Source organism: Vibrio sp. Vf1514, from assembly GCF_052076135.1.
GTDB lineage: Bacteria > Pseudomonadota > Gammaproteobacteria > Enterobacterales > Vibrionaceae > Vibrio > Vibrio furnissii.
This window is the reverse complement of sequence record NZ_CP197268.1, coordinates 77755-104741: the sequence shown is the minus strand read 5'-3', so window position 1 is coordinate 104741 and position 26987 is coordinate 77755. Positions and strand designations below refer to the sequence as shown.

General features: G+C 51.5%; 26 protein-coding genes. 14 read left to right on the top strand and 12 right to left on the bottom strand.

Annotated features, from left to right (window positions below; translation table 11 throughout):
- Positions 1-38 precede the first annotated feature (38 nt).
- Together ACS18Q_RS15275 and ACS18Q_RS15270 are read left to right on the top strand one after the other, a co-directional pair.
- On the top strand, positions 39-509 hold the full coding sequence (locus ACS18Q_RS15275; protein WP_158108309.1) for a molybdopterin-dependent oxidoreductase: 471 nt from the start codon (positions 39-41) through the stop codon (positions 507-509).
- Entirely contained in the window at positions 502-1599 is a 1098-nt protein-coding gene (locus ACS18Q_RS15270; protein ID WP_014257921.1) for a GGDEF domain-containing protein, read from the top strand. The genes ACS18Q_RS15275 and ACS18Q_RS15270 overlap by 8 nt, the downstream gene beginning before the upstream one ends.
- 48 nt (positions 1600-1647) lie before the next feature.
- On the opposite strand, the gene pstB is transcribed toward ACS18Q_RS15270, so the two are convergent.
- The 4 genes from pstB to ACS18Q_RS15250 form a co-directional block, all read right to left on the bottom strand.
- Positions 1648-2397 carry a phosphate ABC transporter ATP-binding protein PstB gene (gene pstB, locus ACS18Q_RS15265; RefSeq protein ID WP_004727297.1) on the bottom strand — a complete coding sequence of 250 codons (750 nt, stop codon included), beginning with the start codon at positions 2395-2397 and terminating at the stop codon, positions 1648-1650.
- Positions 2398-2433: 36 nt separating this feature from the next.
- Positions 2434-3297, bottom strand: a complete 864-nt coding sequence (pstA, locus tag ACS18Q_RS15260) for a phosphate ABC transporter permease PstA (RefSeq protein ID WP_004727298.1) — start codon at positions 3295-3297, stop codon at positions 2434-2436.
- Positions 3298-3302: 5 nt separating this feature from the next.
- Complete coding sequence (gene pstC / locus ACS18Q_RS15255; RefSeq protein ID WP_038151743.1) at positions 3303-4235, bottom strand: phosphate ABC transporter permease subunit PstC; 933 nt, start codon at positions 4233-4235, stop codon at positions 3303-3305.
- 88 nt (positions 4236-4323) lie between these two features.
- Positions 4324-5145 (bottom strand): phosphate ABC transporter substrate-binding protein, encoded by an 822-nt coding sequence (locus ACS18Q_RS15250; protein WP_041943291.1) that lies wholly within the window; start codon positions 5143-5145, stop codon positions 4324-4326.
- 378 nt (positions 5146-5523) lie between these two features.
- Here ACS18Q_RS15250 and ACS18Q_RS15245 point away from each other — a divergent pair, with 378 nt between their 5' ends.
- Positions 5524-7164, top strand: coding sequence for a methyl-accepting chemotaxis protein (locus tag ACS18Q_RS15245; RefSeq protein WP_441257926.1), 1641 nt, complete (start codon positions 5524-5526; stop codon positions 7162-7164).
- A 117-nt stretch (positions 7165-7281) separates the two neighbouring features.
- Here the strand turns inward: ACS18Q_RS15245 and ACS18Q_RS15240 are convergent, their stop codons facing one another.
- On the bottom strand, positions 7282-8622 hold the full coding sequence (locus tag ACS18Q_RS15240; protein ID WP_185962430.1) for a DEAD/DEAH box helicase: 1341 nt from the start codon (positions 8620-8622) through the stop codon (positions 7282-7284).
- Between the two features lie 314 nt (positions 8623-8936).
- On the opposite strand from ACS18Q_RS15240, the gene ACS18Q_RS15235 reads away from it, so the two are divergent.
- Positions 8937-9206 (top strand): Lpp/OprI family alanine-zipper lipoprotein, encoded by a 270-nt coding sequence (locus ACS18Q_RS15235; RefSeq protein ID WP_004727303.1) that lies wholly within the window; start codon positions 8937-8939, stop codon positions 9204-9206.
- A gap of 98 nt (positions 9207-9304) precedes the next feature.
- Here ACS18Q_RS15235 and ACS18Q_RS15230 read toward each other — a convergent pair whose 3' ends face one another.
- From ACS18Q_RS15230 to ACS18Q_RS15215, 4 genes are read right to left on the bottom strand one after another with little or no spacing between them, the layout of a single operon-like run.
- Positions 9305-10231 carry a L,D-transpeptidase family protein gene (locus tag ACS18Q_RS15230; RefSeq protein ID WP_004727311.1) on the bottom strand — a complete coding sequence of 309 codons (927 nt, stop codon included), beginning with the start codon at positions 10229-10231 and terminating at the stop codon, positions 9305-9307.
- Positions 10221-11648, bottom strand: coding sequence for a deoxyribodipyrimidine photo-lyase (gene phrB / locus ACS18Q_RS15225; RefSeq protein ID WP_441257925.1), 1428 nt, complete (start codon positions 11646-11648; stop codon positions 10221-10223). The genes ACS18Q_RS15230 and phrB overlap by 11 nt, the downstream gene beginning before the upstream one ends.
- A 9-nt stretch (positions 11649-11657) precedes the next feature.
- Complete coding sequence (locus ACS18Q_RS15220; protein WP_441257924.1) at positions 11658-12458, bottom strand: MerR family transcriptional regulator; 801 nt, start codon at positions 12456-12458, stop codon at positions 11658-11660.
- On the bottom strand, positions 12448-13401 hold the full coding sequence (locus ACS18Q_RS15215; protein WP_004727314.1) for a YbgA family protein: 954 nt from the start codon (positions 13399-13401) through the stop codon (positions 12448-12450). The genes ACS18Q_RS15220 and ACS18Q_RS15215 overlap by 11 nt, the downstream gene beginning before the upstream one ends.
- A gap of 303 nt (positions 13402-13704) precedes the next feature.
- Here ACS18Q_RS15215 and deoD point away from each other — a divergent pair, with 303 nt between their 5' ends.
- From deoD to ACS18Q_RS15185, 6 genes are all read left to right on the top strand, one after another.
- A complete protein-coding gene (gene deoD, locus ACS18Q_RS15210; protein ID WP_441257923.1) occupies positions 13705-14415 on the top strand; it encodes a purine-nucleoside phosphorylase in 711 nt (236 codons plus the stop codon).
- 67 nt (positions 14416-14482) lie between these two features.
- Positions 14483-15952: an IS1 family transposase gene (locus tag ACS18Q_RS15205; protein ID WP_143679796.1), complete on the top strand. Its 1470-nt coding sequence runs from the start codon at positions 14483-14485 to the stop codon at positions 15950-15952.
- A gap of 161 nt (positions 15953-16113) precedes the next feature.
- On the top strand, positions 16114-17601 hold the full coding sequence (locus ACS18Q_RS15200) for a hypothetical protein (protein ID WP_004727317.1): 1488 nt from the start codon (positions 16114-16116) through the stop codon (positions 17599-17601).
- Entirely contained in the window at positions 17582-19162 is a 1581-nt protein-coding gene (locus ACS18Q_RS15195) for a GGDEF domain-containing protein (RefSeq protein WP_004727318.1), read from the top strand. Before ACS18Q_RS15200 ends, ACS18Q_RS15195 begins: the two co-directional genes overlap by 20 nt.
- Before the next feature lie 209 nt (positions 19163-19371).
- On the top strand, positions 19372-19749 hold the full coding sequence (locus tag ACS18Q_RS15190; RefSeq protein WP_014257914.1) for a DUF3302 domain-containing protein: 378 nt from the start codon (positions 19372-19374) through the stop codon (positions 19747-19749).
- Positions 19749-20879, top strand: coding sequence for an HlyD family secretion protein (locus ACS18Q_RS15185; protein WP_055464912.1), 1131 nt, complete (start codon positions 19749-19751; stop codon positions 20877-20879). The genes ACS18Q_RS15190 and ACS18Q_RS15185 overlap by 1 nt, the downstream gene beginning before the upstream one ends.
- A 51-nt stretch (positions 20880-20930) precedes the next feature.
- Here the strand turns inward: ACS18Q_RS15185 and ACS18Q_RS15180 are convergent, their stop codons facing one another.
- Positions 20931-22106, bottom strand: a complete 1176-nt coding sequence (locus ACS18Q_RS15180) for an MFS transporter (RefSeq protein WP_004727322.1) — start codon at positions 22104-22106, stop codon at positions 20931-20933.
- Between the two features lie 141 nt (positions 22107-22247).
- On the opposite strand from ACS18Q_RS15180, the gene ACS18Q_RS15175 reads away from it, so the two are divergent.
- The 3 genes from ACS18Q_RS15175 (at position 22248) to ACS18Q_RS15165 (ending at position 24080) form a co-directional block, all read left to right on the top strand.
- Entirely contained in the window at positions 22248-23216 is a 969-nt protein-coding gene (locus tag ACS18Q_RS15175) for an endonuclease/exonuclease/phosphatase family protein (protein ID WP_441257922.1), read from the top strand.
- A gap of 115 nt (positions 23217-23331) precedes the next feature.
- Positions 23332-23823, top strand: a complete 492-nt coding sequence (locus ACS18Q_RS15170; protein ID WP_014257911.1) for a GNAT family N-acetyltransferase — start codon at positions 23332-23334, stop codon at positions 23821-23823.
- A 71-nt stretch (positions 23824-23894) separates the two neighbouring features.
- Entirely contained in the window at positions 23895-24080 is a 186-nt protein-coding gene (locus ACS18Q_RS15165; RefSeq protein ID WP_014257910.1) for a hypothetical protein, read from the top strand.
- Here the strand turns inward: ACS18Q_RS15165 and ACS18Q_RS15160 are convergent.
- On the bottom strand, positions 24071-24355 hold the full coding sequence (locus ACS18Q_RS15160) for a GNAT family N-acetyltransferase (protein ID WP_441257921.1): 285 nt from the start codon (positions 24353-24355) through the stop codon (positions 24071-24073). The two genes, ACS18Q_RS15165 and ACS18Q_RS15160, sit on opposite strands and share 10 nt — an antisense overlap.
- Positions 24356-24489: 134 nt before the next feature.
- Between ACS18Q_RS15160 and ACS18Q_RS15155 the strand changes: the two genes are divergently transcribed.
- The gene (locus tag ACS18Q_RS15155; RefSeq protein ID WP_143679789.1) at positions 24490-25239 is read left to right on the top strand and encodes a flagellar brake protein; all 750 of its coding nucleotides are present in this window, start codon (positions 24490-24492) and stop codon (positions 25237-25239) included.
- An 80-nt stretch (positions 25240-25319) separates the two neighbouring features.
- Here the strand turns inward: ACS18Q_RS15155 and gltS are convergent, their stop codons facing one another.
- A complete protein-coding gene (gene gltS, locus ACS18Q_RS15150) occupies positions 25320-26546 on the bottom strand; it encodes a sodium/glutamate symporter (protein WP_004727328.1) in 1227 nt (408 codons plus the stop codon).
- Positions 26547-26987: the final 441 nt, after the last annotated feature.

Here is a 26987-nt window from a genome sequence, read left to right as displayed (position 1 = left end):
CCACAACTTCGAACCATCACCCGCAGAGGGAATTCCTTATGATAAGGCACCTGTCTTTCATCTGGTTGCTGCTGTATAGCGTCCACAGTGCCGCGGTCGAGATCACCGTCAAAGTGGGTGAGCACGCGCCACACACCATGACGCTGGTGCAGTTGCAGTCAGCGCTGCCGGTGAATGCCTTCACCACACACGTCCCTTGGTTGACCGAACCGCACACCTTTACTGGTTTTACGCTGACCGATTTACTCAAGTATCTCAAGGTCGAGAACGCTGAGTCGGTGTCGCTGATCGCACTCAACGATTACGCCGCTAATATTGCCATAGACGATGTGCAGCAATACAACCCGATTGTGGCCTACTTTTTGGATGGTAAACCGATGCGCGTGCGAGACAAAGGCCCGTTCTGGCTGGTCTACAACCTCAGCGCTTATCCGCAAATAGACGAACCGATGCACTACACCCAAATGGTGTGGCAGATTAAAGAGATATTGATTCACACGCATGATTAAACCGATACAAAGTCAGGCCCTCCACCCTTGGGTCTACCGTGCAAAAACATTGCTGATCCTCATCTCTGCGCTGCTGGTCGTGGCGAATCTGTACACCCTCAGCAGCACGCGCGATCTCGCGCGATCGTACAGCGACCAGCAAAATCAGGCGACGTGGTTTTTGTTTCAGTTGACCAAAGAGTTTACCGAGATGATTGCGGAATCGCCGTATGCGATCCATTCCGAGCAGAAGATGGCGCGCGTGTGGCTCAAATACGAGCTGACATGGAGCCGCTTTGACGTGATCCTCAACAGCCGTGAAGCCGAGGGGTTTATGGGGTTAGAAGGCACCTACCCGTTTTTTAAACGGGCCTTTGACGATTTTAAAATGCTGGAGCCCTATTTGATGGCTGCCAAAGACGAAGCCTCGATGGCGCGCTTTGAGGCCCAATCGCAGCAGCTTTATCAGCGCATCATCAGCTACATCAACGAAAACTTTAAGATTCAAAGCCCGATTTACCTGCACCAAAAACAGCAAGCGTACTGGCTGACTCAGATTCAGTTTGCCTTGATGTTTGTGCTGTTCGCCTGCATCGGTTTGGTCAGTTACATTTTGCACGCAGAAGCGCGTTTTCATAAATTGCTGGCGCTGACCGACCCACTCACCGGGTTGTCGAACCGCTTGGCGATGTTTGCTGCGCTAAAACGCTACACCGTACAGCAGTCATTTTCGCTGCTGTTACTCGACCTAAACGGGTTTAAAGCCATTAACGATACACTCGGTCATCAAGCCGGCGATTCAGTGCTCAAGCAAGTTGCATATCGACTGGCGCACATTCCGACGTTCGATTACTGGGTATTTCGCATGGGCGGCGACGAGTTTGCCATCATTCTCGACAGCGTCGACCCCGACGATCTGGCGGGCATGCAAACCCTGATTATGGAATGTTTTGACGCGGCGTTTCAGTTGCCAAGCCTTGAGTCCTACCCGCTCAGCACCAGCATCGGCGTGAGCCGCTTTCCTTACGATGCGCTCGACATCAACCAACTGGTCCACATCGCCGACAAGAACATGTACCAGATGAAGTTCCAACAAAAAAGCCCCTCATAAAGAGGGGCAAAGTTACCATCGCTTATAGTTATAATCAGGTTCTTTCACTTAACCGAAGTCACCGTTCACGTAGCCTCGTGTGCGGTCATCTTGTGGTTGGTTGAAAATAATTTGGGTGTCGTTGTGCTCAACCAGCTCTCCCATTAGGAAGAACGCGGTGCGGTCTGAAATTCGGCGCGCCTGCTGCATGGAGTGCGTGACGATCACGATCGTATAGTTCTTTTTCAGCTCTTCCATCAGCTCTTCGATTTTATGAGTCGCAATGGGGTCAAGTGCCGAGGTCGGTTCGTCCATCAAAATCACATCCGGCTCCATCGCGATGGTGCGCGCGATGCACAGACGCTGTTGCTGACCCCCTGATAAGCCGAACGCGTGCGACTTCAGGCGGTCTTTCACTTCGTCCCACAGCGCGGCGCTGCGCAGTGAACGCTCCACCACTTCATCGATGTGTTTTTTGTCTTTCACGCCTTGAGCACGCAGGCCGTAAGCCACGTTTTCATAAATGCTCATTGGGAATGGGTTTGGCTTTTGGAACACCATGCCGACTTTGATGCGCAGGTCAGCCACGTCGACGTTGCCATACACATCTTCGCCATCCATGGTCAGTTTGCCGGTAATTTTGACGCCTTCAATCAAATCGTTCATGCGGTTTAAGCAGCGCAATAAGGTTGATTTACCACAGCCAGACGGGCCGATGAGCGCAGTCACCTGACGTGTAGGAATCGGCAGGTTGATCGATTTCAGCGCTTGGTTCTCACCGTAAAACAGGTTCAGGTTTTCAATGCTAAATTTGTTCATTGTCTTTATCTCGTAAATTCTGTCAGTCGTGTCGGTTTAGTAAGTCGCCGTATTGAATCGCTTCGCGATCAATTTGGTAAACATGTTGATGAGCAACACGACGACGATCAGGACGGTCGCTGTACCGTATGCCTGATTCCACTCTTCGATAGTAAACAGCTCAGTGGTCAGCTTGTACAAGTGCACAGTCAGCGTACGGCCTGAATCCATCAAGGAGTCCGGAATACGCGCAACCATACCTGCGGTCAAAAAGACCGGCGCCGATTCACCGATCACACGACCGATACTGAGAATGACTGACGTCATAATACCTGGCATTGCGCTTGGCAAAATCAAACGCCAGATAGTATAGATTTTTGATGCGCCAAGGCCGTAAGAGCCTTCGCGATACGTTTGTGGCACCGCCATCAACGCTTCTTCTGTGGTTCGAATAATCACCGGCAGAATCAGGATACTCAAGGTCAATGCGCCCGACAGAATCGAGAAGCCAAAGCCCAGAATCGCCACGAAAAACGTCATACCGAACAGACCGAAGATGATTGATGGAATCCCCGCCAGCGATTCGGTACAGAAGCGAATCACTTTCACCAGTCGGCTACCCACTTTGGCATATTCAGTCAGGTAAATCGCAGTCATGATGCCAAGTGGCGCCGCCACTGCAATCGATGCAATCACCATGTAGATGGTTGAGACGATCATCGGGAAGATACCGTGCTCATCGCCCGTACGCGTGTAGTTGTCGGTAATGAAGTTCCAGTCTACATGCTGCAAGCCATTCGACAGAATGTACCAGATGATCCAGAACAGGAATCCAACCGTCAGTGCCGCAGCGAGCCAAATGAAGCTGCGCAGCACGTTGTCTTTCAATTCACGAACTTGTTTTAGTTTTGCGCGATCCATCGTCATTACCTCGCTTTCTCACGGTTCAGGTACAGCAGTGCCGCGTTCAACATCATGATGAACACCAAAAGCACCACACCGGTCGCGTACAACGCATTGGCGTGCACACCGCTGGCGTACGACATTTCGATCGCAATGTTTGCGGTCAAGGTACGCGCTGAGTCCAGAATGCCCTGAGGCATCGCTGGCGCGTTCCCCATCACCATGATGATGGCCATGGTTTCGCCCAATGCACGACCGATCCCCAGAATCACACCGGTCATAATCCCGGAACGAGCCGCAGGAACGAGCAATTTGAAAATGGTGTAGATGTTGGATGCACCCAGCGCCAGAGACCCCTCTTTGTAGGTTTTTGGCACCGCGCGAATCGAGGTTTCCGATACCGTGATCACCGTTGGCAGAATCATCACGCCAAGGACGATGATCCCCGCCAGAATAGTGTTACCGGCTGGCACCTGAAAGATGTTTTGAATCAGTGGCACGATAATCACCAGGCCAAAGAAGCCGTAGACCACCGAAGGAATACCCGCCAGGAGTTCCACCGCAGGGCGAATCACATCAGCCACACGTTTAGGCGCGATTTCCGCAATGAAGATGGCCGTAAGCACACCAACCGGTACGCCCACGATCACGGCGCCAAAGGTCGACACCACTGACGCGACGATCATCGTCGCCACACCGTACAGTGCTGGTGGCAGCCAATCTTGGCCTAAAACGATACCCGTAATGCCGGCTTCTTGGAAAGCAGGGATACTTTCTCGAATAATGAAGTAGGCAATCACGGCGAGCGATACAATACCGATGACTGCACTGGTTAAAAACAAACCGTGAAAGAGGCGCTCTTTCCAGTCGATACGCTTTTTAGCGCGTAAACCGCGCTTTGTTGCTTGCGTCTTTGCACTGTTCATAAGCTGGTCACTATTTGTCGCGATGGTCATATTCATCTCACTTGTCGAACGAGTCGAGGTGGATTGAAAGCGCTCAGCCCTAATCAAGCGGGCTGAGCAAACTGATTAAATGGGATTCTTAGTTCACAGGGATGTAGTGGTGAGAAGCAACAATCTTTTGCGCTTCGTCAGACAGCATCCAATCCAGGAATTTCTGTGTTTCAGCCGATGGTTTGCCTTCTTTGTACAGCACCAAGAATGGGCGAGCGACTTTGTAAGAACCTGCTTTCACATTCTCTACGGTTGCTGGCGTGCCATCGATCGATAGCGCGTGTACTGAACCATCTACTGTACCCAGTGAGATATAACCGATTGAGTATGGGTTAGAAGCAACCATGGTTTTCAGGCCGCCGTTACCGTTAGCAACTTGCGCGCGCTGAGAGATGGCAGAAACTGTTTTGCCAGAGATTTTCTTTTTCAGTTCCATGATTTCTTCGAATGCACCGCGTGTACCCGATGCTGTGTCACGAGTAATCGCAACGATTGGCTTGTCTTCACCACCCACTTGTTTCCAGTTGGTGATGTCGCCTTTGTAGATTTCTGATACTTGTTCTGCGGTCAGGCCTTTCACTGTGTTGCTTGGGTGCACAACAACCGCGATGCCGTCACGAGCGATCACTTCTTCAACCAAGGTTGGCTCTTTCTCTGAATCCTTCAGATTACGAGAAGACATGCCGATATCCGCGCTGCCGTTTTTCGCCGCTTTGACACCTGCAGATGAACCTGGGCCTTGCACTTCAATAAACACTTCCGAATTTGTCTTCATGTATGTTTCAGAGAAAACTTCCATCAGTGGAGTAACACTGCTAGAACCCACTGCAGAGATGGTCTCTTTTGCTGAAACTGGGTTAACTGCTAGAGCGCCTAGAAGAGCGATTGCACCGATTACTGTCTTTTTCATCACAATTTCCTTAAGTGGCTTTATTGCCGTTGTGTTTCACTTGGACGAGGGTCACTTTAGGCCTCGAATATGACAGTTGTGTTTCAGTTCATTGAAAAGTCGATGACAGGTTGAAATATTTGCAGCGGAGAAAAACTCTCTGGTTTGTCCCTGTTTCATTCGCAAAATCAAACATTTCACGCTCGCACATTGATACCATGAAACACCGTTTTTTATAACGCATTGAAAAGGTTCATATTTCCCCTTTAGCCGCTAGAACTGAAAAGCATAAGTCAGTTAAAAATCCGATTGAAATCTTATAGTTAGCAGATATTATCTGGGGTGCTATTCATAAAAATGATAATTATTTTCTCCCCAATATTTCAGAAGAGGATCACCATGCGCCAGTTACTGAGCGGTTTGTCGATCAAGCTGCAAGTTGTAGTACCGGTGTTTATCACCATGTTGTTGCTGATTTCAGGGATCAGCTACAGCACCACCACGCTCAAACAAGCGTTTCGCGACATGTCGCAATCGACCGAAACACTGGTCAATCATAAAGATGAACTGACCGACATCATCGACAACACGTACGCCATGCGCATCAGCGCCATTTACAGCCTGTTCCAACCAGAAGAAGTGAACGCCTTGCCTTCTGTGCTCAAGCAGCGCCAAAGCGAAAACCTCACGCACCTGAACTCGCTGGCCAAAGTGGCGGGGCTCGAGAACGAAATTGCCGAGCTGCGCCGCGCCATGCAGCGCTACGTGGATTATTCCATCCAAACCATGATTCCGCTGCTGAACACCAAACACCATCAGCAGGTGTCTGCGACTTTTGATGCCGAATACGAGCGCGCCACCGACGTGTATCGCGATGCGGGGCGTGACATGGTGAATGCGATTCAAGCACTGTCCGACCAACTCAATACGCTCGCACTGACCGACCTTCACGCCAATGAAGCGCACAACCACAGCGTGATGGACATGTCGTTGGCGGGTTTGATTGTGGTGTTATTGCTGGCCGCAGTCAGCAGTTGGCTGCTGGCGGGCATTATCGTGGCGCCGATTCGTCAGCTACAACAGACGGTACGCGAAGTTGCGCACGGGAACCTGCAAATTCAAGCCAACGAGGAGGGAAACAACGAGATTACGGAACTGGCACGCGATGTAAACGCCACGGTGTCTCAGCTACGCAGCACCGTGGATGCGCTGATTCGCATCAGCGTCGATGTGGCGTCTGCCTCGACCGAGCTGGCCACGGTGATGACGCAATCTAGCGTCAACTCAGATCAAGAAAAGCAAGAAGTGGAACAAGTGGCCTCGGCGGTGAATCAGTTAGAAATCGCCGCAGGCAGCGTCACCGATAACGCGACACGTGCCGACAGCGCCGCGCAGCATGCCAATCAACTGGCACAAAACAGCCTGAGCATGTTCGAACAGAGCAATCGTGCCAACGCGATCATGACCGATAAACTCAGCGATGCCGCCCATGTGGTGACCAGCTTGAAAGAGCAATCCGAACGCATCGGTAAAGTCATTGAAGTGATTCAGAGCATTTCTGAGCAAACCAACCTGCTGGCCCTAAATGCAGCGATTGAGGCGGCGCGCGCCGGAGAAAGTGGGCGCGGGTTTGCCGTGGTGGCAGATGAAGTGCGTATGCTGGCAGCGCGCACGCAGGATTCGACCAAAGAGATTCAGGTCATCATTGAAGAGCTGCAAGATAAATCCGGCATGGCGAACGACAGCATGAATTCGAGCTTGAAAATGCTGCAAGACAACCAAGCGTTGGCCGCGAAGGTGAGTACGGCCTTGGAAGAGATCAACGGCTCAATTGCTGAACTGAGCGCCGTCAACACGCAAGTGGCGTCGGCATCGGAAGAGCAGAATCAAGTCACCTCCGACATCAACCGCAATCTGGGTAACATCTATGAATTGGTGAGCCAGAACGTGACCGGCATTACGCAATCAGCCGCGGCAGCACAAGAGCTATCACAACTGGCCGAACAGCAGAAACAGCAACTCAATTACTTTCGCGTGTAACGCCAAGGCACACGGCCATTCCCCTGATACGCCGTATTATGCACAATAAAAAACCACCTTCTCAGAAGGTAGTTGAAAAAGAACAAAGCCGCCTGATGAAGGCGGCTTTTTGATGCTTTATTCGTCGTCGACTTTCGGCGCCACTTTCTTCTTCGGAATGAAGACGGTATCGCCCACAGCCACGTGATCGTAGAACCCTTTATCACGCTTCACGGGTTTCTTCGCCACTTTCTTCGCTTGCGGTTTCGCTTGGCCACGTTGTGGCTTGGCTTTGTTCACAGGCTGACGTACTTTCAGGCCTTTGAACTTGCCTTGCAAACCTTCCAACACATCAAATTGAATGTCTTGCTTCAGGTAGGCTTCTACGCGTTTGAAGCTGTCCCAATCTTTTGGACCCACCAGCGAAATCGCATCACCTTTGTTGCCCGCACGACCCGTACGGCCCACGCGGTGCACATACTCTTCCGTATGTTTGGGCATGTCGAAGTTGATCACGTGCGTGACGTTGGCGATATCCAGACCACGTGATGCCACATCGGTCGTCACCAGAATCTTAAACACCGCACGTTCAAACTGACTCATGATGGTATTGCGCTGAATCTGGTTCAAGCTACCACTCAGCGCCACGGCTTTGAGTTTGCGTTCGTTGAGTTTCGCCGTGAGACGTTCGGTGTCATCACGGGTTGCGGTAAAGATGATCACCTGACGGTAATCGGCATCATCCAGCACGCGATCCAGCAGCGCTTCTTTATGATCCAAATGGTCACACAGATAGAAACGTTGGGTGATGTCTTTGTGTTGCTCGTTCGAACCACCGACCGCAATGTGCTTGGCATCGTTCAGCATCTCATACGCGATGTCGTTCACTTGCGCGTGATCCAGCGTCGCAGAGAACAGCAACGTCTGGCGACGGCGGTGTTTCGCGGCGTTGTGAATGTGGCGCAATTGCGGCGCAAAACCGAGATCCAACATGCGGTCGGCTTCATCCAGAATCAACGTTTCCAGACCTTCCAAGAACAGAGAACGGTGCTCCAAGTGATCGGCCAAACGCCCTGGGGTCGCCACGATAAATTTCGGGCCACGACGCAGCGCTTTCACTTGGTCGTTAAAGTTTTCACCACCGGTGATCAGAGTGGCAGTGTAGCTCAAGCCCGACAGCATAGTACGCAATTCACCGTACACCTGTTTGGCCAGCTCACGGGTTGGAACCAGAATAACACCTCGCGGATCACGGGCTGACAACGCTTTGGTCTTCAACGCTTTATGAAGCATTGGCAGCAGAAAGGCTAGCGTTTTACCCGAACCCGTTTTAGATGAAGCCAGAAGATCTTTTCCGGCCATGGCAACAGGGATCGCCTGCTGCTGGATTTGGGTCGCTTGCTTGAAATCAAAATGAGCCAAAGTTTTCAATAAGCGATTGTCTAAACCTAAATCTTTGAACTGCAAAGGATTCTCCAATATTGTTGTAGCGCCTTGCACCGCAAGGCTAAGGTCAAAATAAAAAACGCGATATGATAGCGCGAATAGTGCACAAATAGATAGAGATCACACAAAATATTCTAAATGTAGCAGCAAAATGGGGAAGCGCGGATCAACGCGTGTCTCTCAGGAGTGAGAGCCTTCGTCAATTAATTGATTACTGGATAAAATTTTGGATTATTTTGACTTTGTTGATATAGGCGAAGATTAAAATAGTGTCTACACTTTAAATCGTCACTATATGGACAAAAATGTATAGGGCGTAATTGATAAATGTAAACAAGGAGTTCGATATGAACAAAATGTTAATCGCAGCTGCAGCGTCATCTGTACTTCTACTGGCAGGTTGTGCATCAGGTCCAGACGAAGCGACCACAGCAAAATTGGATGAACTGAACAACCAAGTTAGTCAGCTAAGCGATCAAGTTGCATCGCTGAAAAGTGACCATGCGGCTATGATGTCGAAAGCGAATGCCACTTCAGATGCAGCCATGGCTGCTCAAGAAGAAGCAGCGCGTGCAAACGAGCGTATTGATAACATCGCTCAGTCTTACACGAAGTAAGTCTCGCTGAATTAAGAAAAGAGCCTGCATTGCAGGCTCTTTTTGTTTTGGAATCGGTAGAGAAGACCGCATCAACTCATGCGATCCGCGGCGTACATTCACTCGCCATCGAGCAAAGAGAAATCGGGGCTCACCACTTCAACGGGCACGCCGTTTTGCGCCAAAATCACCGCGCGCGCTTTGGCGTCGGATTGATTAAATTCTTGCATCCACCAGCTCAGTTCAATCGGCAGTGCCAAATCTTTCTTGCTGCCATCGCTGCGCGTCAACGGCTCATGCGCTTCGACAAACACACTGCGGTCGGGCTCCAGCGCCACTTTCACGGGTTCATTAATGATGCGGACTTTCTCCCCCCGTTGCACCTGTTGGAACAGCCATTCGATATCTTTCGGATCCATACGAATGCAGCCGGAACTCACGCGCATGCCGATGCCAAAATCTTTGTTGGTGCCATGAATGAGGTATTCCCCATTGCCATAACCCAAACGCAGCGCGTATTCACCCAATGGGTTTTCTGGCCCCGCTGGCACCACTGCAGGCAGTTCAATGCCTTTCGCCAAATACTCTTGACGAATCGATTGCGGCGGCGTCCACGTCGGATTCGGCCGTTTTTGACTGATCACGGTTTCCATTTCTGGCGTGTCCCGACCAATGCGGCCAATCCCCACCGGGAAAATATGTACTTTGCGGGTTTCCGGTTCGAAGTAGTACAAACGCAGCTCGGCCAGATTGACGACAATGCCTTCGTACGGCACTTTCGGCAAAATAATCTTCGAGGGGATCATCAAGACAAATCCCTCTTGCGGAAGAAACGGATCCACGCCGCGGTTGGCAGCCATCAAGGCCAAAAAGCCAACATCATACCGTTTGGCAATTTCTGCCAACGTTTCCCCTTTGTCGATCACATGATACTGCGTATTGCCGACCATGCTGCTGCCTTCCATCGGGAAGTCATAAGTGGCGGCCCAGACTTGGCTGGCAAAACTGGCGGCGAACGCCCCCAACACCAATAACTTACGCAACATGCTCCACATCATCCTTCGCTTCTTTATACAAGCGTAAGGTTACTTCCCTTTCTGCTTTGTGATCAACTATCGGCTGCGGATATAACAGAGAGTTAACACCGCCCCAGTTGGACGGGGCATGAATGTGCGCCTCTGGCACCGTGGCCAGTTCTGGAACCCATTGGCGAATGAAACGCCCCTGAGGGTCAAACTTTTCCCCTTGCGTGGTCGGGTTGAAGATACGAAAGTAGGGCTGGCCATCACAACCGGTTGAAGCGCACCATTGCCAGCCACCATTGTTGGCGGCGTAATCGCCATCCACCAAATGCTGCATGAAGTACCGCTCCCCCCAACGCCAGTCGATGTGCAGATCCTTGGTGAGAAAACTCGCCACTATCATGCGCAGGCGATTGTGCATCCAGCCCGTTTGGTTCAATTGGCGCATCGCCGCATCGACAATCGGGTAGCCCGTGTTGCCTTCGCACCAACGGGCAAATTTGGCTTCATCCGTCCACCACGTGAGGCGCGCGCCCCATGCTAGAAAATCTTTGCTCTTGGAGAGCTTGGGTTCGAAGGTCAGCAAGTGCTGATAAAATTCGCGCCAAATCAGCTCACTTAACCAGGTTTGCGCGCCGTCAGACAACGCCCCCATGTCCGATTCTGCATACACACGCGCAATACACTGACGCGGCGACAACGCGCCAATCGCGAGATAAGGCGATAACGAACTGGTGCCGTCCTGCGCCGGAAAGTCACGCTGCTGTTTGTAGTCATCCAACTGCTCTTGGCAAAATGCGCGCAAGCGGCGGCGAATGGTGTCGAAATCGACCGGCCACGCATCGCTGCTGACACGCGGGTGGGTAAACGGCTGCGACTCACACCAGAGCAGCGATTGCAACGCCTCGGGAAGCGACCAAGGCTTCGCGGCGCGGCTGGCTTGAATGCGCGGCGGTGAAAATTGGGCCAACCAAGCGCGTTTAAATGGCGTGAACACCTTAAAATAATCGCCCTGCTTATTGCGCACACTCCCCGGTGGCATCACGCATTTATCGTCAAACGACTGCCATTCAATCCCTTGCTGGTGAAGGCGCTCTGCGGCCTGTGCATCGCGCTGCTGCTCATTGAGTTCATAATCGCGATTGGCCAAGACCTGATTGGCATGTAACGCGCTCGCCACTTCGGTCACGGCATCAACTGCCTCGGTAAACGTCGCCACTTCGCGATACAGCAGCGGCACATTCAACGCCGCCAACTCGGTTTGCAAGGCAAACAGACGCCGATGAATGAAATCGGCCTGCATCGGCGCCATATCGTGCTGTTGCCATTGCGTCGGCGTCGCCACAAACAGCGCGCACACCGCTTCATCGCTGGCGAGCGCTTCATTGAGCGCCGTGTTATCCACCGAGCGCAGATCGCGCCGTAGCCACACCAGTTTCATTGCGTGCTCCTATGTATTGACCAGCGATTGCAGGACATCCGATAAAAACAGGCGGTCGCCAAATTGCATCGCCAAGCGCTGCTGCGCCTGCATTTGGCTTTCCGCCAACCCGCGATGAGAAAACAGCGCCAGCGCGTTGTAAGCTGCCAAAGCATCGTTGTCGACCAAACCGGTCATGTCTTCAACGCCATCTAAAAACGTCACATTGTAGCCTTGCTCGGCCCACGTCACGGCCCACAACCAAGCCAGCAAACTGCCAGTCGGGTCAAAGCTGACCACCAAGCATTTGCCTTTGTGCGCCGCTTTGTTTTCCGATTCCAAAATGCTGGATAACTTGCTGAGCATGATGCTGTGAAACAGCCCTTTTTGCAGCGACCGCAGCGGCCCTTTGACTTTGTCTAACGCATCCACCACTGGCAGCAGAAACTGGCGTTCCACGTGATTGAGCGGGTATTCCTTCATCACCGTCGCCAGCACACTCTCGGCTTTACCGCGATTCAACTGTGCCAACGCGCTCAACAGTGTTTCACACTCTTCGAGTTCGGTATGCAGTTCTGGGCTTTTCGCGATGTCCCCCCCACTGCCTTGCAACAACTGGCTGACTTTACCAATCGACACCCCTTTCAATAGCCAGCTTTGGATCTGGCGAATGGTCTGAATGTCGGCATCGGTGTAAAGGCGGTGGCCTTTCGCGGTGCGTTGCGGCTGAACCAGATTGTAACGGCGCTGCCACGCGCGCAGCGTGACCGGTTTGACGCCAGTGATTTCCGAGACTTCGCGAATGGCGTACAACGTTTGCTCACAAGCCATAACGTAATTTCAACTCCTGAGGATGTGGATCCAGATAACGCTGTTTGCTCAAGTACGCATCGGGATACATCGATAAATAGTGTTTGATGAGTGTCAGCGGCGCGAGTAGAGGCAGCGTTCCGCGTCGATAATCGTGAATCAGTTGCGCCAGCTCCGCTTTTTGTCGGCGGTCGAGCGCGCGCTTAAAGTAGCCCTGCAAATGCATCAACACGTTGGTGTGGTTTTTTCGGCTCGCACGATGGCTGAGCGCCTGCATCAGCCCCAAGCGATATTCACGAATAAATTCATCGGTCTGATAGTGACTAACATTGGCGACCAAACGGCCCAACGCTCGATACGAGAGCGGGTGGTGCGCCATCAAGGATAATTTATAACGGGAGTGAAACTCCACCACCTTTCCAGCACTCGGTTCATCGCCAAGGCAGCGATAAAAATCATCCAAACAGAACACACGGGTGATGAAGTTTTCGCGCAGCACCGGATCATTCAGACGGCCGTCTTCTTCCACTGGCAACCAAGGCATGGCGCGCATTAAGGTTTGGGTGTACAACCCCACGCCCTCTTTTTCAGCACCATGTTGTTTATACACTTTGACACGCTCCATGCCGCAGGTGGGCGATTTCGCGCAGACGATGTAACCGCGTAGCTGATGCTGCTCAAGTTCCACCACTTTGTGTTCAGAGTACGCCAGCAGCGCATCGGTGTGATCGCGGCTCACGTTGTTGGTCTCGACCAGCGCGATGCGCTCGTCGTTAGACACCAAACGAATGGTCGGGCGCGGCACGGGCAATCCCATCCCCACTTCCGGACACACCGAGACAAAATCAAAATAGGGCGCCAGCTCTTGTGTGACGAACTGACTTTGCTTGTGCCCGGCATCAAAACGAACTTTCTCTCCCAGAATACAAGCACTGACCCCAACACGAATACTCGCTGATTCCATCTTGGCCTCCAACTTATACAAACGTAAACTTTGTATAAGATATAGCACACACGCCAAGAGTTATACAAACAAAATTCTTGTACAAATAAATCAAACGTTTTCCCGAATCGATTGCCTTACCACTTTCAACACATTTAGTTATCAATAGAGCTTATCAATCACTCTCCGACTCATTTTGTGACAAATCTCTCAAGGAGCCTTGGGGTTACTGGCTAGTATTGCCGCAACAGATGATTCATCAGTCAACAAAAACCGTAATTTGTATCGGTGTATAGGATGACTGACCTACTTTGGAGAGAAACGATGGCTACCCCACACATTAATGCACAACCAGGTGATTTTGCGGATACTGTGTTGATGCCAGGTGACCCACTGCGCGCAAAATTCATTGCGGAAACTTACCTGGAAGACGTACAACAGGTTTGTGACGTTCGCAATATGTTTGGCTACACCGGCACCTACAAAGGCAAAAAGGTGTCAGTGATGGGCCACGGCATGGGCATCCCATCGTGCAGCATCTACGTTCACGAACTGATCGCTGAGTACGGCGTGAAAAACATTATCCGTATCGGTAGCTGCGGCGCGGTACGCGATGACGTCAAACTGATGGACGTGGTGATCGGTATGGGTGCCTCTACGGACTCGAAAGTGAACCGCATCCGTTTCAGCGGCCACGATTTCGCCGCCATTGCGGACTACGATCTGCTGGAAACCGCAGTCAATCAAGCGCGTGCGAAAAATGTACCGATCAAAGTGGGTAATGTATTCTCCGCCGATCTGTTCTACACACCTGAGCCAGAAATCTTCGAGAAGATGAAAAACCTTGGCATTTTGGGTGTTGATATGGAAGCGGCTGGTATCTACGGTGTTGCCGCCGACCTCGGCGCACGTGCACTGACCATTCTGACCGTATCTGACCACATTCTGCGTGGCGAGAAACTGAGCGCAGAAGATCGTCAGAAATCATTCCACGACATGATGCAAGTGGCTCTGGAAACCGCAACCAATATCTAATTTGAAGACTTACACTCCGCAGCCGGATTTAACCGCCGGCTGCCAGAATTACCCCGAGGGGGCGATCGTGTCTAACGACCAATTACCGGCGGATGCTGATGGTTTGCAACTCAACTTTTGTAAAACATTGGCGTGTGACAACTTTGGACTGAGTGACGCAGAACGTTATGTCCTGCAACGCGCAAACCCCAAGCGTCCATCGATGGTTTGTCGTGAATGTGGAGCTTTCCCCCCCTTACTTAACAACCGTGAAGTGCTCAACGAACTTCATCGCCTGCGTCAGCTGCACAGCGAAGGGCTGCCGGCATGTCGCAATGACGACTGCGCCAACGTTGGCTTGTCCGTCCATACCCACAAGCACCTCTATCACGCCTTTGGCTACAGCGGCGACCGCCAACGGTATCGTTGTAAACAGTGTCATGCCACCTTCGTGGACAAATGGTCCGGTGCCAACAAGAAACTCAGCTTTCAAGAGACCTTGCTCGGCCTGCTCTTTATGGGCTACTCCGTGCGCGAGATCTGTCGCAAGCTCAGCATCAATCCCAAAACCTTCTACGATCATGTCGATCACGTTGCCAGTCGATGCCGCCGTAAATTGGCGATGATCGACGCGCGCTGGGTCAACCATGCCGAATCTTTCCAGTTCGCCTCCCGTTACATGCCCCTGCAACCACAAAGCAACAACGGCGTGTTGTGGATTGCAACCGGCGATGCGCGAACCGGTTACATTTTGTGCCAGCACGTCAATTACTCAGCGCAAGAAGAGCCTGCGGGCAGCGTCGATCACAATCCGTATGGCTTTCCAGCTCGTTTTGTGTCCCGTGAACACTCTTCAGAAGCCAATCAGCCAGTTCCTGATCCGTCACCGATTCTGCGTGAACGCATCGACCAGAAATATCAAACCATTCTGGCGCGCGGCAACGTCGAAGATCCGATGGGCAATCTGACCGTGTTTCATTACCCATCCAAAGGGGCGTTGATTCGACCACCGTACACCTCCTACGCTCATTACTTGCATGTGCTGGATATGTGCGAAGCAAGCAAACGGGTGTCGATTTTCATGCCGCAAGATCCGGTGTTGCGTTCAGCCGCACTGAGCGTGTGCCTGTCGCGCATTCGCGACAACAACGTCGACTTGATGTACGTGGAAGAAGACCACGGTTGGCAGCCGATGGGCGAGTTCAGCAAAACCAATATCGTACTGATGGGGTGGTGGCGCGATCGCTGGGCCATTGCCAGCCAAGCGAATGGTGACAAAGGCATTTGCTACCTGGCCGGCGACAATGGTGAGCCGCAGCAGTGGCTGCAATCGGCTTCGATTCGTCAAATCGAGTTCTATCAGCAACGGTTTCAACTGCTGTTTGAATCCTTCATCAATGAACCGCGTCGAAAACTGCGCCCGGGCGGGCTACAACCATTACTGGATATTTTCCGTGCGTGGCACAATCTGTGTTATCAGGATAAACATGGCTTTACAGCGGCGCAAAACCTTGGGCTAACTCAACACCCATTAACATTAAAAGAGCTTTTATCCTAAACACTTGAAAGATTTGCCTTACAAAAAATGTGAACTAAGGTCAATAAATGTGCCGATAGCTAGTCAATCGGCTCAATTTATTGCTGTAATGAGTGCGAAAACCGAACGGCTCCATATAATGAAGCTGTCATTCAGAGCCGCAAAGCCAAGGATCATGCAGTTTGGATAAAAGCCAGTACCTACTTAAACTTGAAATTGACCAACTTCGGCACCGCATCGAGTCTGAACCGCAGCAAGTGCTAGCGGTGGCGGAGCAATGCTTAACGCGGGCCAAACAAATCGAGTTTTCTGACGGTATTCTGCAATCGCTGATCATCATGTCACGCTGTCTGTGGTGTGACATGGATTACCGCGCTGGCCTCAAAACCATCAAACAAGCCTTTACCTACCAAAACAGCCTCGAGACCGACGATTACCTGCCGGAAATTCTTCATGTACATGCCCTGCATTTTTGGGGACAAGCCAAGTATTATTCTGCGCAGCAATTCTGGATCAATGCACTGGAACAAGCCGCGTTGGTGGAAGAAAACGAAATTCTGATCGAATGTTTGATTGGTCTTGGTAACGTGTGGCGCATCACCAACGAACACAAACTGGCGGGTGCGACTCACGAGCTCGCGGTGAAAGTGGCCAATAACACGCGCATTCACTGGCTGGAAGGCAAAGCGCGAATTTTGTGGGCATGGGATCTCTACCTGCTCAACCAATACGTTGAAATGCTCACGGTACTTGATGGGGCCGAAGAAGCGTTACGCGGCCATCCCGATCGCACTTGGCAAGCCGAAGTGTGGGATTTTCGCGGCCTTGCACTGCTGGGGTTAGAGCGCCTCAGCGATGCGGAAGAAGCCACCCAGCGCGCGCACGAGTTGGCGGTGAAACACGATTTAGTGTGGATGAAAGCCCACTCATTTATCAGCCGAGCTCGGCTGGAACTGCTGCGCAAAAACCTCGATCACGCGACCGAGCTGCTGCAACTCGCCGAAGCCTCTGCCGACAAGTTTGATAATGGCGAGTTGCTATCGCAAATTTGCTACCAACAATCACGCGTGGCAGAAGAGCAAGGGGATTTTCGCGCAGCGCTGGCCGCCTTTCGCAAATACCGCCAATTTTCGACCGCCATGCTACGTGAACAAACCATTCGTGCCGGTTTGGATAAAGCCAGAGCATCAAAGCGCCAACTGGAACAACGCGCCCGTAAGCTGATCAACCGCGTTCGCGCGCAACATGAATACGATCCGGAAAAGCACCTGTCGAATGTGGTGTCTGAAACCTATTGGTGGGAACAAATGGTGCAGTTTAAAGCCGAGCTGCAACACGCCACCCATTCCGTGATTGTCATTCAGCACCATGACGCCCACTTTCTCGATGTCTGTACCGAACTGGTGCATTCGCTGTGCGCCTCCCAAGATTTACTCTCTCGCCTCAGCAGCCAACGTTTGGGACTGCTGCTGGCCGAAAAAGACGACGCAGCCCAGCAGGTTTATCAAACGCTACTCAACATGCTCGCGATTTATCCGTGGCAACGCAAAGGGCTGAGCGGCGAACAGCCCATCGTGACGCTGCACAGTATTCTGAGTTTCCCGTTTACCCTCGAACAACTCGAAGAGATGTCACCACAGGAAGAGTCGTATGGAAGCTCTACTCAATAAGATTCAAGATGCCGGGCTTGATGCCACGTCCGTGTCCGGTGAAGAAGCGATTATTTTCTGGGATCATGTCCGCCAGCACGTGGCTTCAACCGCGGAAGAAAAAGCGCTCAGCCTCACGTTCAGTGCTGAATACCGCGCCGAACTGAACCAACTGTCAACCAGTATCGAAGAGCTGCGCGCGGCGCTGCAACTGCTGCTGGGCAGTACATCTTATGAACTGATTCTGTCGTTGAAAAACAGCCTCAGCGAACGCTTGATGGAGCAAGGCGACTACAACGCAGCGCTCACTGAATACATTTCAGCGTCGAACATTGCCGTCGAACAAGGCTACATCGATGATTACGTGCTGGCCGTGCTTGGCATGGGTAACTTGTGTGACGCGTATGGCGATCACAATCGCGCCCTGCGCTACTACCAAAAAATCGACAGCATCGATCACGCCATCTCCAGTCGTTCACTGCGCCTGCGCTACAAACTTTACATGCTCGCCTGCTATCTGCACCTGCGCCGCTTTACCGCGGCCAACGATTTGATCAAAGAGTGCGAAGAGCTGAGTATTTTGGTCAGCGACAAAACCTTGACCGGGCAAATTCTGCTTTATCAAGCCAAGCTCTACCGTGAACAAGGCAAGCTAGAACAAGCGCTGTCGATGTTAGGCAACGTGCAATTTACACTGGGGAATGTGCACTCAAGCTGGCTGTCGAACATGATTCGCATCGAAAAAGCCTACTGCTTAATCGCGCTCAACAAGCCGCATTTTTCCAACTTCATTCTGGAGTCGACCGAAAAGCGTTTGCCAAAGTTGGTCGCGCCGATGTTGGAAAAGCATCTGTACGAAGCGTTCAGCGATGTGTGTGAACGCCAAGGCTTGTATCGCACCGCGCTGAACTACGAAAAGAAAGGCTTTCGCATTGAATCGGATCTGATGAAACGAATTCCGATCAGCGAGCTGGGTGCAACTCAGCTACGCCGGCTGGCACGCTTTGAGCTGCAATTGAAACTGATCTTGTCGGAGCTGGAAAATCGCGAGCTCAAAGAAACCACCGAAAATCAAAAGAACACCGTGGCTCAGTTGCAGCAAGATGTGTTCACTGACCCACTCACCAAGCTGCACAACCGCCGCTGGTTGGATGTCAAACTCAAAGATTTGCTGCTAAATGAAACATCATTCGCGTTTCTGGTGGTGGACATCGACCACTTTAAATCCATCAACGATGAACTAAGCCATCTGGTGGGGGACAAAGCGATCGTCAATGTGTCCAACGAGATTGCCCGCTACTTCCGTTTTCGCGGCACGTCCTGCGTTCGCTTTGGCGGTGAAGAGTTCTTGGTGATTTTAGAACATGCCACGCTCGAGCAAGCCGCAACGCACGCCGACGCCTTCCGTGAGCGTATCTACCAATTCGATTGGCAAGACATTCTCGGCGAACGCGGCCTCACCGTGAGTGTGGGCGTCACACTGCATCGCGATGGCGAAAATACGCAGCGCACCTTCTACCGCGCCGATAAAGCGCTCTACCGAGCCAAAGCCAACGGCCGCAATCAGGTCTGTACCGAATAACCCTTCGTCCCTTATCAAGAGCAGCACAGCCTTAATGTGCTGCTTTAATGTGCCGCGCCACAAAACGTGATCCACGGCCAAAATCACGGCCAATCTCCTCTCCTCAAGTGCATTATATTCCGATGAGTAATGGAAACTTGTTTAATATAAATAAAGCGTTATGTAAAAACTAACGCCAAATCACTTCACTTGGTTACAAGGACTTCACCATGTTTTTAGATTATTTTGCCCTCGGGTTATTGATCTTTGTTGCCTTGGTTATCTTCTACAGCATCATTGTCATTCATGACATTCCGTATGAGATCGCCAAAGAACGAGGCCATCCCCACCAAGACGCCATTCATGTGTCCGGCTGGGTAAGCCTGTTCACGCTGCACGTGTTATGGCCGTTCTTATGGATTTGGGCCACGTTATGGCGCAAAGACCGCGGCTGGGGGTTTGCCCAATTACAAGAAGAGCAGCACGACATTCATCACCGCGTTGATGAACTGATTGATGAAATCAACACGCTCAAAGCCGAAGTGGCAGCGCTCAAACAATCCGCGCCAACAGCCGCCAAAGCCGAACCCAATGAGGAGCAACGCTGATGGATCTGTTACTCATTTTGACCTACACCGCCCTGTGTGTGGCGATCTTTAAAATTTTTAAGATTCCCCTCAACAAATGGACTGTCCCCACAGCGGTACTCGGTGGTGTGGTGTTGATCGGCACCCTGATTTTACTGATGAACTACAACCACCCTTTCACCGCCATTGGCGGTCAGGTGTACAACACCACGCCGATTGTTTCGAGTGTGCGCGGCAAAGTGATTGAGGTTGACGTGGAACCCAATACACCACTGCGCAAAGGCGACATTTTGTTCAAAATCGATCCCATTCCGTTTGAAGCCGCGGTCATTCAGAAACAATCAGCACTCGCCGCCGCAGAACAAGATGTGTTGAGATTGGAAGCGGAATACAAACAAGCCACCGCAGCCACGGTCAAAGCGCAGGCTGAACGCGATAAAGCGCAGCGCGAGTTCGCACGTTACGAAAAGGGCTTTAAACGCGGCGCATTTACCGCGCAACAAGTCGACACCACCCGCCAAGCGTACAAAGGGGCGCAAGCCGGTTATGAGGCGGCTCAAGCATTTGAAAACGAAGCCAAGCTGGCATTTGAATCGCAAATTGATGGGGAAAACACCACCGTCGCGCGCATTCGAGCAGAGTTAGTTCAAGCGGAGTTTAATCTGAGCGAAACCGTGGTTCGTGCCCCAACCGATGGCTATGTGACCCAACTGGCGCTGCGCCCGGGCATGATGGCAGTACCGCTGCCATTGGCACCGGTGATGACCTTCATTCATACCGAAGAAAAGTTCTACGTCGGCGCTTTCCGCCAAAACTCGCTGCAACGCTTGTACCCGGGGTTTGACGCAGAGTTTTTGTTCCGCGCACTACCGGGCAAAGTGTTCAAAGGGGAAGTGGTCGAAGTGATTCCGGCCATCGCAGAAGGCCAGATTCAGGCCCGCGGTTCACTCCTAGGGACACAAGCACTCAATACGCAGGGGCGCGTCTTGGTGAAACTGCGCATCACCGATGACATGAGTGAATACCATCTCCCACTCGGCACCAACGCAGAAATTGCCGTTTACTCGGATACCTTTGAGCACATCTCCGTCATGCGCAAAGTGTTAATTCGCATGAAAAGCTGGCAAAACTACCTGTATCTGGATCATTAGTCCTGACAAAAAAAACCGCCGAACTTCGGCGGTTTTTGATTGAGCGAGGCTTCAACTCCAGCGCAACACGCGCACTTCATTGCCCTCTTCAGGTTGCCTTGGAATGTTGAGCGACAGCAGCAGCGACACGCCCGCCATACCCGCCCCGATATAAAACACCGCAGCAGGTGATACCAACCAAAGCAGACCAAAACTCACGGGGATCACCACCGCCGCAATGTGGTTGATGGTAAACGCCACGCCCGCGGTCGAGGCCATATCAGCCGGATCGGCAATCTTTTGGAAGTAGGTTTTGATCGCCAACGCCAAGGCAAAAAATAGATGATCGACCACATACAGTCCGGCAGCCCAATGGGCATCAGTCACCAAACCGTAACCAACAAACACAAAAATCAGCCCCACATACTCAAACATCAATGCTTTGCGCTCGCCCACCACGCCAATGAAACGGCCAATGCGTTTGGCAAACAGGAAGTTGAATACGTAGTTAATCAGAAACAGTAAGGTGATGTCGGCCGCTGAATAGCCAAACTTTTCTACCATCAGAAACCCAGCAAAAACCGTGAAAATCTGGCGGCGAGCCCCACTCATGAAGGTCAACGCATAGTAAAGCCAGTAACGCTTTCTCAGCACCAGTTTCTTATTTTGCGGTGTTTCTGATTTGAACTCTGGAAACGCAAACGCCAGCAAGACCACCAGCGCGAACGCCACGCCCCCTGAGATGCCGTAAACCCATTGAAAACTGAGATGCAATTGCTCCAGCATGACCCACAGCGCGCCATACGTCAGCAACGATGCCAAAGCCCCCACGGAGATCAGCTTGCCCAGCATCTCCGGCGCTTCCTCTTTTTTCAGCCATTGCAATGACAAAGATTGCTTGAGCGTTTCAAAGTAGTGAAACCCCGTCGACATCAACAGCGTGGTGAGCAGCAAGCCAACCAATGAGGGGAAAAAGCCGGTGATCGCCGTGCCAATCGTGAGCATACCCAGCGCAAGCACCAAGAAGCGTTGCTCACGAATAAACAACAGCACAAACACCGCGGTAAACGACAAAAAGCCCGGGATTTCCCGCACGCTTTGCAGCAACCCAATATCCGCACCGTCAAAATGCGCTTTCTCGATCACGAAATTGTTGAGCAGTGCCATCCAGCTTGAAAATGCGATCGGCACAATAATGGAAATGATCAGCAGAAAGTTTTGCGGCGTACGCCAGTTCTTTGCTTCCATGAGAATTATTATCATCCTTGTTCATCAGAACGCCAGTTTACCCAAACTTAGGTCCGGTGTAACCTTTTGTAACACATCCCGCTTTTCCAACCTATCGTCTGCACGGCAGCATAGGCAGGATGAGTCAACCCCGAGGTTTTTATGCAAGTTCGTTTTGCCACCGCCAATTTATTCAACTACCTTGCACCGCCGAACGCGTTTTATGAGTTCAACAACATCTATGAGCAGACGCAATGGCAACAAAAACAGCGCTGGCTGAGCCAAAAACTGACCACATTAAACGCCGATGTCATCGGCTTTCAAGAAGTGTTCAGTCCGCACGCCTTGCGCGATCAAGTGGCGGCGGTGGGCTACCCCTATTTCGAGGTCATCGACACGCCACACGTCAGTGACGACTACATCTATTCCTCGCCGGTGGTGGGCATTGCGTCGCGCTTTCCACTCAGCGAGGTGGCCGCCGTCGAGACATCGCTGGACGGGTTTCATTTTCATCGCAAACCACTGCGTGCAACGCTCAATCATCCTGCACTGGGGCAGGTGGATGTGTATGTGGTGCACTTTAAGTCGCAGCGTCCGATGCTTCATGAACCGATCGGCGACACCTTGGTCGATGCGTGGCAGCAGGAATTGCAGGGGCGCTGGCAATCGGCAATGCAACGAGGTCAGGAAGCGCATTTGCTGCATCAGGCCATCGTCCAGCGCAAACAGCAACGTCAACATCCAGTCGTCTTGATGGGCGATTTCAATCAGGTTTTGAGCAGCATGGAGTTTGCCGCGCTGCGTGCCACGCACCGTTTTCGTCAACCGGAAACCTGTCGTCCTCTGATTCCTTATCATCTGTTGGACAGCTGGACGCTGTTTAGCCACAGCGGCGACGAACAGCGCCAACCGACCCACTACACTGGCGCTGCCGGCCAAGTGTTGGACTACATTTTGCTGTCGAGCGAGTTTAGTCGCGACGCTGATTATCCCATCGCCCTCGTGAGCGATTACCATGTTGAAGACCAACACCTGATCAACCCCCATTTCGACACCGACCGTTTTGCCAGCGATCACGCGTTGGTCTCGGTCACAGTCGAATGTGCCAAATCACTCGACCATCTCTCCTGAGTAATGACCCTGAATCGCGATCCTGAATATCACGCCTGAAGCTCATTCCCTGCTTTTCATTTGTTCATGAAATAGTTAGATTGATTAAAAAATAACGGATAAAAAGAAGGAAAGCATGGAGATTTTAATCAGACCCACAGAAGTCAGTGACGCACGCGCTTTATGCGATATTTACGCCCAACCCAAAGCACAGCGCGAAACCCTGCAACTGCCGCACCCAACCGTCGCGATGTGGCAAAAACGACTGGAAACCATGCCAGAAGGTGTCTTTAGTTTTGTCGCGGAAGTCGATGGCCGTGTGGTCGGCAATATCGGCATGCAAGTCTCGCAACGGGAAAGAACCGCACACTGCGCCAGTTTTGGTATTGGCGTACACGATGAATTTCACGGCCACGGCATTGGCAGCAAGCTGATTGAGACCGTGCTGAACCTCGCCGACAACTGGCTCAACATCAAACGCGTGCAAATCGAAGTCAACAGTGACAACGCCAAAGCGATCGCCTGTTACAAGAAATTTGGCTTTGAAATTGAAGGGGAAGCCAAGTATTCGGTGTTTCGCGAGGGCGAATTCATCAGCACCTACTACATGGCTCGCATAAACGCCTAATCCCACGCGCCATCGCGCGCTCACCCCATCATTTGCCACTATACTTACCTAGATGGACGTAAGGAGTGGCAATGATGGATTTTGTCGACATGATGCGTTTACGCGGCCAAGCCGCAGAGAACATTTATTTTGCTCAGCGCGAGCGCGAATTGATTGACGCACTACACGCTCATCCCGAGCGCTTGCACCAATCACCGCCCGATTTAGACTGTCCCTTAACGGACGCAGGCGATCATTCAGACCGCGCTCAAGATTGATGACGTAGATGCTGCCACTGCGGGTGGCGCGTCAAATAGTGATCCACGTAGCTGCACTGCGGCACGATGGTCAAACCTTGCTGCTCAATCAGGGGCAACACCGCTTCCATCATCACTTTGCCATACCCTTTGCCTTGTAAACGCTCTGGCACGCGCGTGGACGTAATCGTCATGACTCCAGGCGCCAATTCATAGTGTACCAGCGCATACTCGTCCCCTTCCAAATGCACTTTGAAGCATTGCTGCTGTGCATCTTGTATCACTTGTCCTTTCATTCTTACTCCAAATTTGATAATTAACTCAAATAAATTATGGCAAAACTGAATTGAAACTCGCCGTATGTAGTCATAAAATCGCTGAATCTGCAGGAAAAACAAAAAATAAAGCAGTACGTTATACGGAGAGAGACATGCGTTCACAGTCAGTGGCTACTCAGCACGACCCCAGCGGTTCCAAGGTGAGCTCGCGCCACAAAACTATTTCGACCCTCAATAGCACCGACGCTTTGGCGATGGTCGAACACGGCAGTGAACTGACACTGAGCATTACCACTCCCGTCGGCACCAAATTTATCTGCAAAACGCCATTTATTGGCACCCACTCTGACACCTACCTGCTGATTGAAATGCCACAGGTCTCGAGCGAAGACCTCACCTACTTCTTTCAAGAGGGCTTTTGGATTAACGTCCGTGCGATTTCACCTCGCGGTGAAGGGGCAATGATTCATTTCCGCAGTCAGCTTTTACATATCATGCACGAACCGATCACCTTGGCAATGCTTTCCATTCCAAACACCATGCAAGTCACGCAACTACGCAAAGAGCCGCGTTATGAAGTGAACTTGTCGGGTAAAGTGAATCAAGGCGAGCGTAAATCGGAATGTGAAGTGCGCGATCTGTCGAAAAGTGGTTGTCGATTTATTACGGCGCCGCTCGGCCGTTCGTACCAAGTGGGTGATCAGGTTTCGATTGAAATCTTCGCCGACAAACGTGGCAGCAAAATTTTCGAGCCCTTGGTTGGGCGCATCTGTAACTTACAGCGCTCCATTCACTACGCGCGCTACGGGTTGGAGTTTACCGACCAAGGCAAAACCAACGCCAAGAACCTGCTCGGTCAATTGAAGTTCAACGGCACCAAACTGACGCTGAACGTGGAATAACACCCAGCCTTTCGCCGCGTTGGGCAACTGTGAATCATAAAAAAGGCTCTGCATTGCAGAGCCTTTTTGTTCGGGTTGGGTTAGCCGATAAACGAGATGTAACCTTGCAAAATAATCAGATTCACGATGTCGATGAAGAACGCGCCCACAATAGGCACCACCATGAAGGCCTGTGGCGACGGGCCATAACGGTTCACCAGCGATCCCATGTTCATCACCGCGGTCGGTGTGGCCCCCAAGCCAAAACCGCAGTGGCCGCCAGAAATCACCGCCGCATCGTAGTTCGACCCCATCACTTTAAAAGTCACGAAGTAAGCAAAAATACCCAGCACGACCGACTGAACGGCCAAGATCACCAGGAAAGGGATGGCCAAATCAAAAATGTTCCACAGCTTCAGGCTCATCAATGCCATTGCCAAAAAGAGTGACAACGACACGGTGCCGAGAATATCGACCGTGTCTGTGTCCAGCTTGTGCACCTTGGTCACTTGCAGCAGGTTGGTGATGAACACGCCAATAAACAGCGCGTAGACGAAGTCTGGAATCATTAACCAACTGATATGAAATGACTCGACCCATCCTTCCAGATACTGCGCGCCGGTGACACAAATCAGCAGCACAAACAGCACTTCAATCACCTTCTTCGAGGTCACTTTGTCTTCTTCGTACTCGTTGTATGTCACCAATTCAGGGAAGCGACTGTGCGCCTGCGTGCCGCGACCATATTCCGATTCAAAGTTGTGCTTGTCGATCAGCTTTTTCGCCACCGGGCTGCCAATCAAACCGCCCACAATCAAGCCGAAGGTGGCCGATGCCATGGCAATTTCCAGTGAATGGTCCAACCCGTAGTTTTCACTGAACGTTTGCGACCAAGCCGCGCCCGTGCCGTGACCACCCGATAACGTAATGGAACCGGCGATCAGGCCCATCAGCGGATCAAGCCCTAATGCGGTCGCGAGCGTCACACCCACGCCGTTTTGAATGATGATAAAGAACGATGCAACAGCCAGGAACACCAGCACTTTCGCGCCACCTTTCACCAGTTGTGTGTAGTTCGCGGCCAATCCCACCGTGCTGAAAAACATCAGCATAAACGTGTTCTGCAGCGGTAAAGAGAACTCTAACTCAATGCCATTGAAATGCAGCACGGTAATCAAAATGGCGACAATCAAACCGCCAACGATGGGCTCAGGAATGTTGAATTTGGTTAAAACCGGCAGTTTGGCATTAATAAAATGCCCCAAAAATAACACGCTAATGGCGATCAGGAATGATTCCAGCGTGCCGACGGAGATAATGTGATTCATATAACCTCAAATGTATATCCACACTCATCTTCCTTAATGAGCTACAAGCGATGGCAACCTGCGCCATGCTCTGATAAACGACCATACCCGTGTCGTCGAAAGAAACCTCTTAGGTGTGACTTTACGTCACGTCTCTGTGTCAATGTTGAAATGAGAACTTGTTCACTGAGCTAAATGAGTCAGTGTGAGGAGGTGAAGGGAGACATAATACCTAACCAGAAAAAAAAGAGCCAATCGCAAAACGGCGATTGGCTTATGTATGATGTGAACAAGTATCTATTCACTAACAACGTCAGTTGGCTAGGTGACCCTCGGCTTTAAGAAGGGTCGAGATGAATTATGCATTAACCGTGCCATCTTGCAAAGCGCTATTTTGGGCGGAATAGCACAAATTCTGATAAAACACCGACAATATTTTTGCATTTTACGAATTGCAATTTG

Bases quoted from the DNA above. Each gene is read 5' to 3' on its own strand.
- ACS18Q_RS15275 (WP_158108309.1), top strand. From the start codon at position 39: ATGATAAGGCACCTGTCTTTCATCTGGTTGCTGCTGTATAGCGTCCAC.
- ACS18Q_RS15270 (WP_014257921.1), top strand. From the start codon at position 502: ATGATTAAACCGATACAAAGTCAGGCCCTCCACCCTTGGGTCTACCGT.
- pstB (WP_004727297.1), bottom strand. From the start codon at position 2,397: ATGAACAAATTTAGCATTGAAAACCTGAACCTGTTTTACGGTGAGAAC.
- pstA (WP_004727298.1), bottom strand. From the start codon at position 3,297: ATGGATCGCGCAAAACTAAAACAAGTTCGTGAATTGAAAGACAACGTG.
- pstC (WP_038151743.1), bottom strand. From the start codon at position 4,235: ATGACCATCGCGACAAATAGTGACCAGCTTATGAACAGTGCAAAGACG.
- ACS18Q_RS15250 (WP_041943291.1), bottom strand. From the start codon at position 5,145: ATGAAAAAGACAGTAATCGGTGCAATCGCTCTTCTAGGCGCTCTAGCA.
- ACS18Q_RS15245 (WP_441257926.1), top strand. From the start codon at position 5,524: ATGCGCCAGTTACTGAGCGGTTTGTCGATCAAGCTGCAAGTTGTAGTA.
- ACS18Q_RS15235 (WP_004727303.1), top strand. From the start codon at position 8,937: ATGAACAAAATGTTAATCGCAGCTGCAGCGTCATCTGTACTTCTACTG.
- ACS18Q_RS15230 (WP_004727311.1), bottom strand. From the start codon at position 10,231: ATGTTGCGTAAGTTATTGGTGTTGGGGGCGTTCGCCGCCAGTTTTGCC.
- phrB (WP_441257925.1), bottom strand. From the start codon at position 11,648: ATGAAACTGGTGTGGCTACGGCGCGATCTGCGCTCGGTGGATAACACG.
- ACS18Q_RS15220 (WP_441257924.1), bottom strand. From the start codon at position 12,458: ATGGCTTGTGAGCAAACGTTGTACGCCATTCGCGAAGTCTCGGAAATC.
- ACS18Q_RS15215 (WP_004727314.1), bottom strand. From the start codon at position 13,401: ATGGAATCAGCGAGTATTCGTGTTGGGGTCAGTGCTTGTATTCTGGGA.
- deoD (WP_441257923.1), top strand. From the start codon at position 13,705: ATGGCTACCCCACACATTAATGCACAACCAGGTGATTTTGCGGATACT.
- ACS18Q_RS15195 (WP_004727318.1), top strand. From the start codon at position 17,582: ATGGAAGCTCTACTCAATAAGATTCAAGATGCCGGGCTTGATGCCACG.
- ACS18Q_RS15190 (WP_014257914.1), top strand. From the start codon at position 19,372: ATGTTTTTAGATTATTTTGCCCTCGGGTTATTGATCTTTGTTGCCTTG.
- ACS18Q_RS15185 (WP_055464912.1), top strand. From the start codon at position 19,749: ATGGATCTGTTACTCATTTTGACCTACACCGCCCTGTGTGTGGCGATC.
- ACS18Q_RS15180 (WP_004727322.1), bottom strand. From the start codon at position 22,106: ATGGAAGCAAAGAACTGGCGTACGCCGCAAAACTTTCTGCTGATCATT.
- ACS18Q_RS15175 (WP_441257922.1), top strand. From the start codon at position 22,248: ATGCAAGTTCGTTTTGCCACCGCCAATTTATTCAACTACCTTGCACCG.
- ACS18Q_RS15170 (WP_014257911.1), top strand. From the start codon at position 23,332: ATGGAGATTTTAATCAGACCCACAGAAGTCAGTGACGCACGCGCTTTA.
- ACS18Q_RS15165 (WP_014257910.1), top strand. From the start codon at position 23,895: ATGATGGATTTTGTCGACATGATGCGTTTACGCGGCCAAGCCGCAGAG.
- ACS18Q_RS15160 (WP_441257921.1), bottom strand. From the start codon at position 24,355: ATGAAAGGACAAGTGATACAAGATGCACAGCAGCAATGCTTCAAAGTG.
- ACS18Q_RS15155 (WP_143679789.1), top strand. From the start codon at position 24,490: ATGCGTTCACAGTCAGTGGCTACTCAGCACGACCCCAGCGGTTCCAAG.
- gltS (WP_004727328.1), bottom strand. From the start codon at position 26,546: ATGAATCACATTATCTCCGTCGGCACGCTGGAATCATTCCTGATCGCC.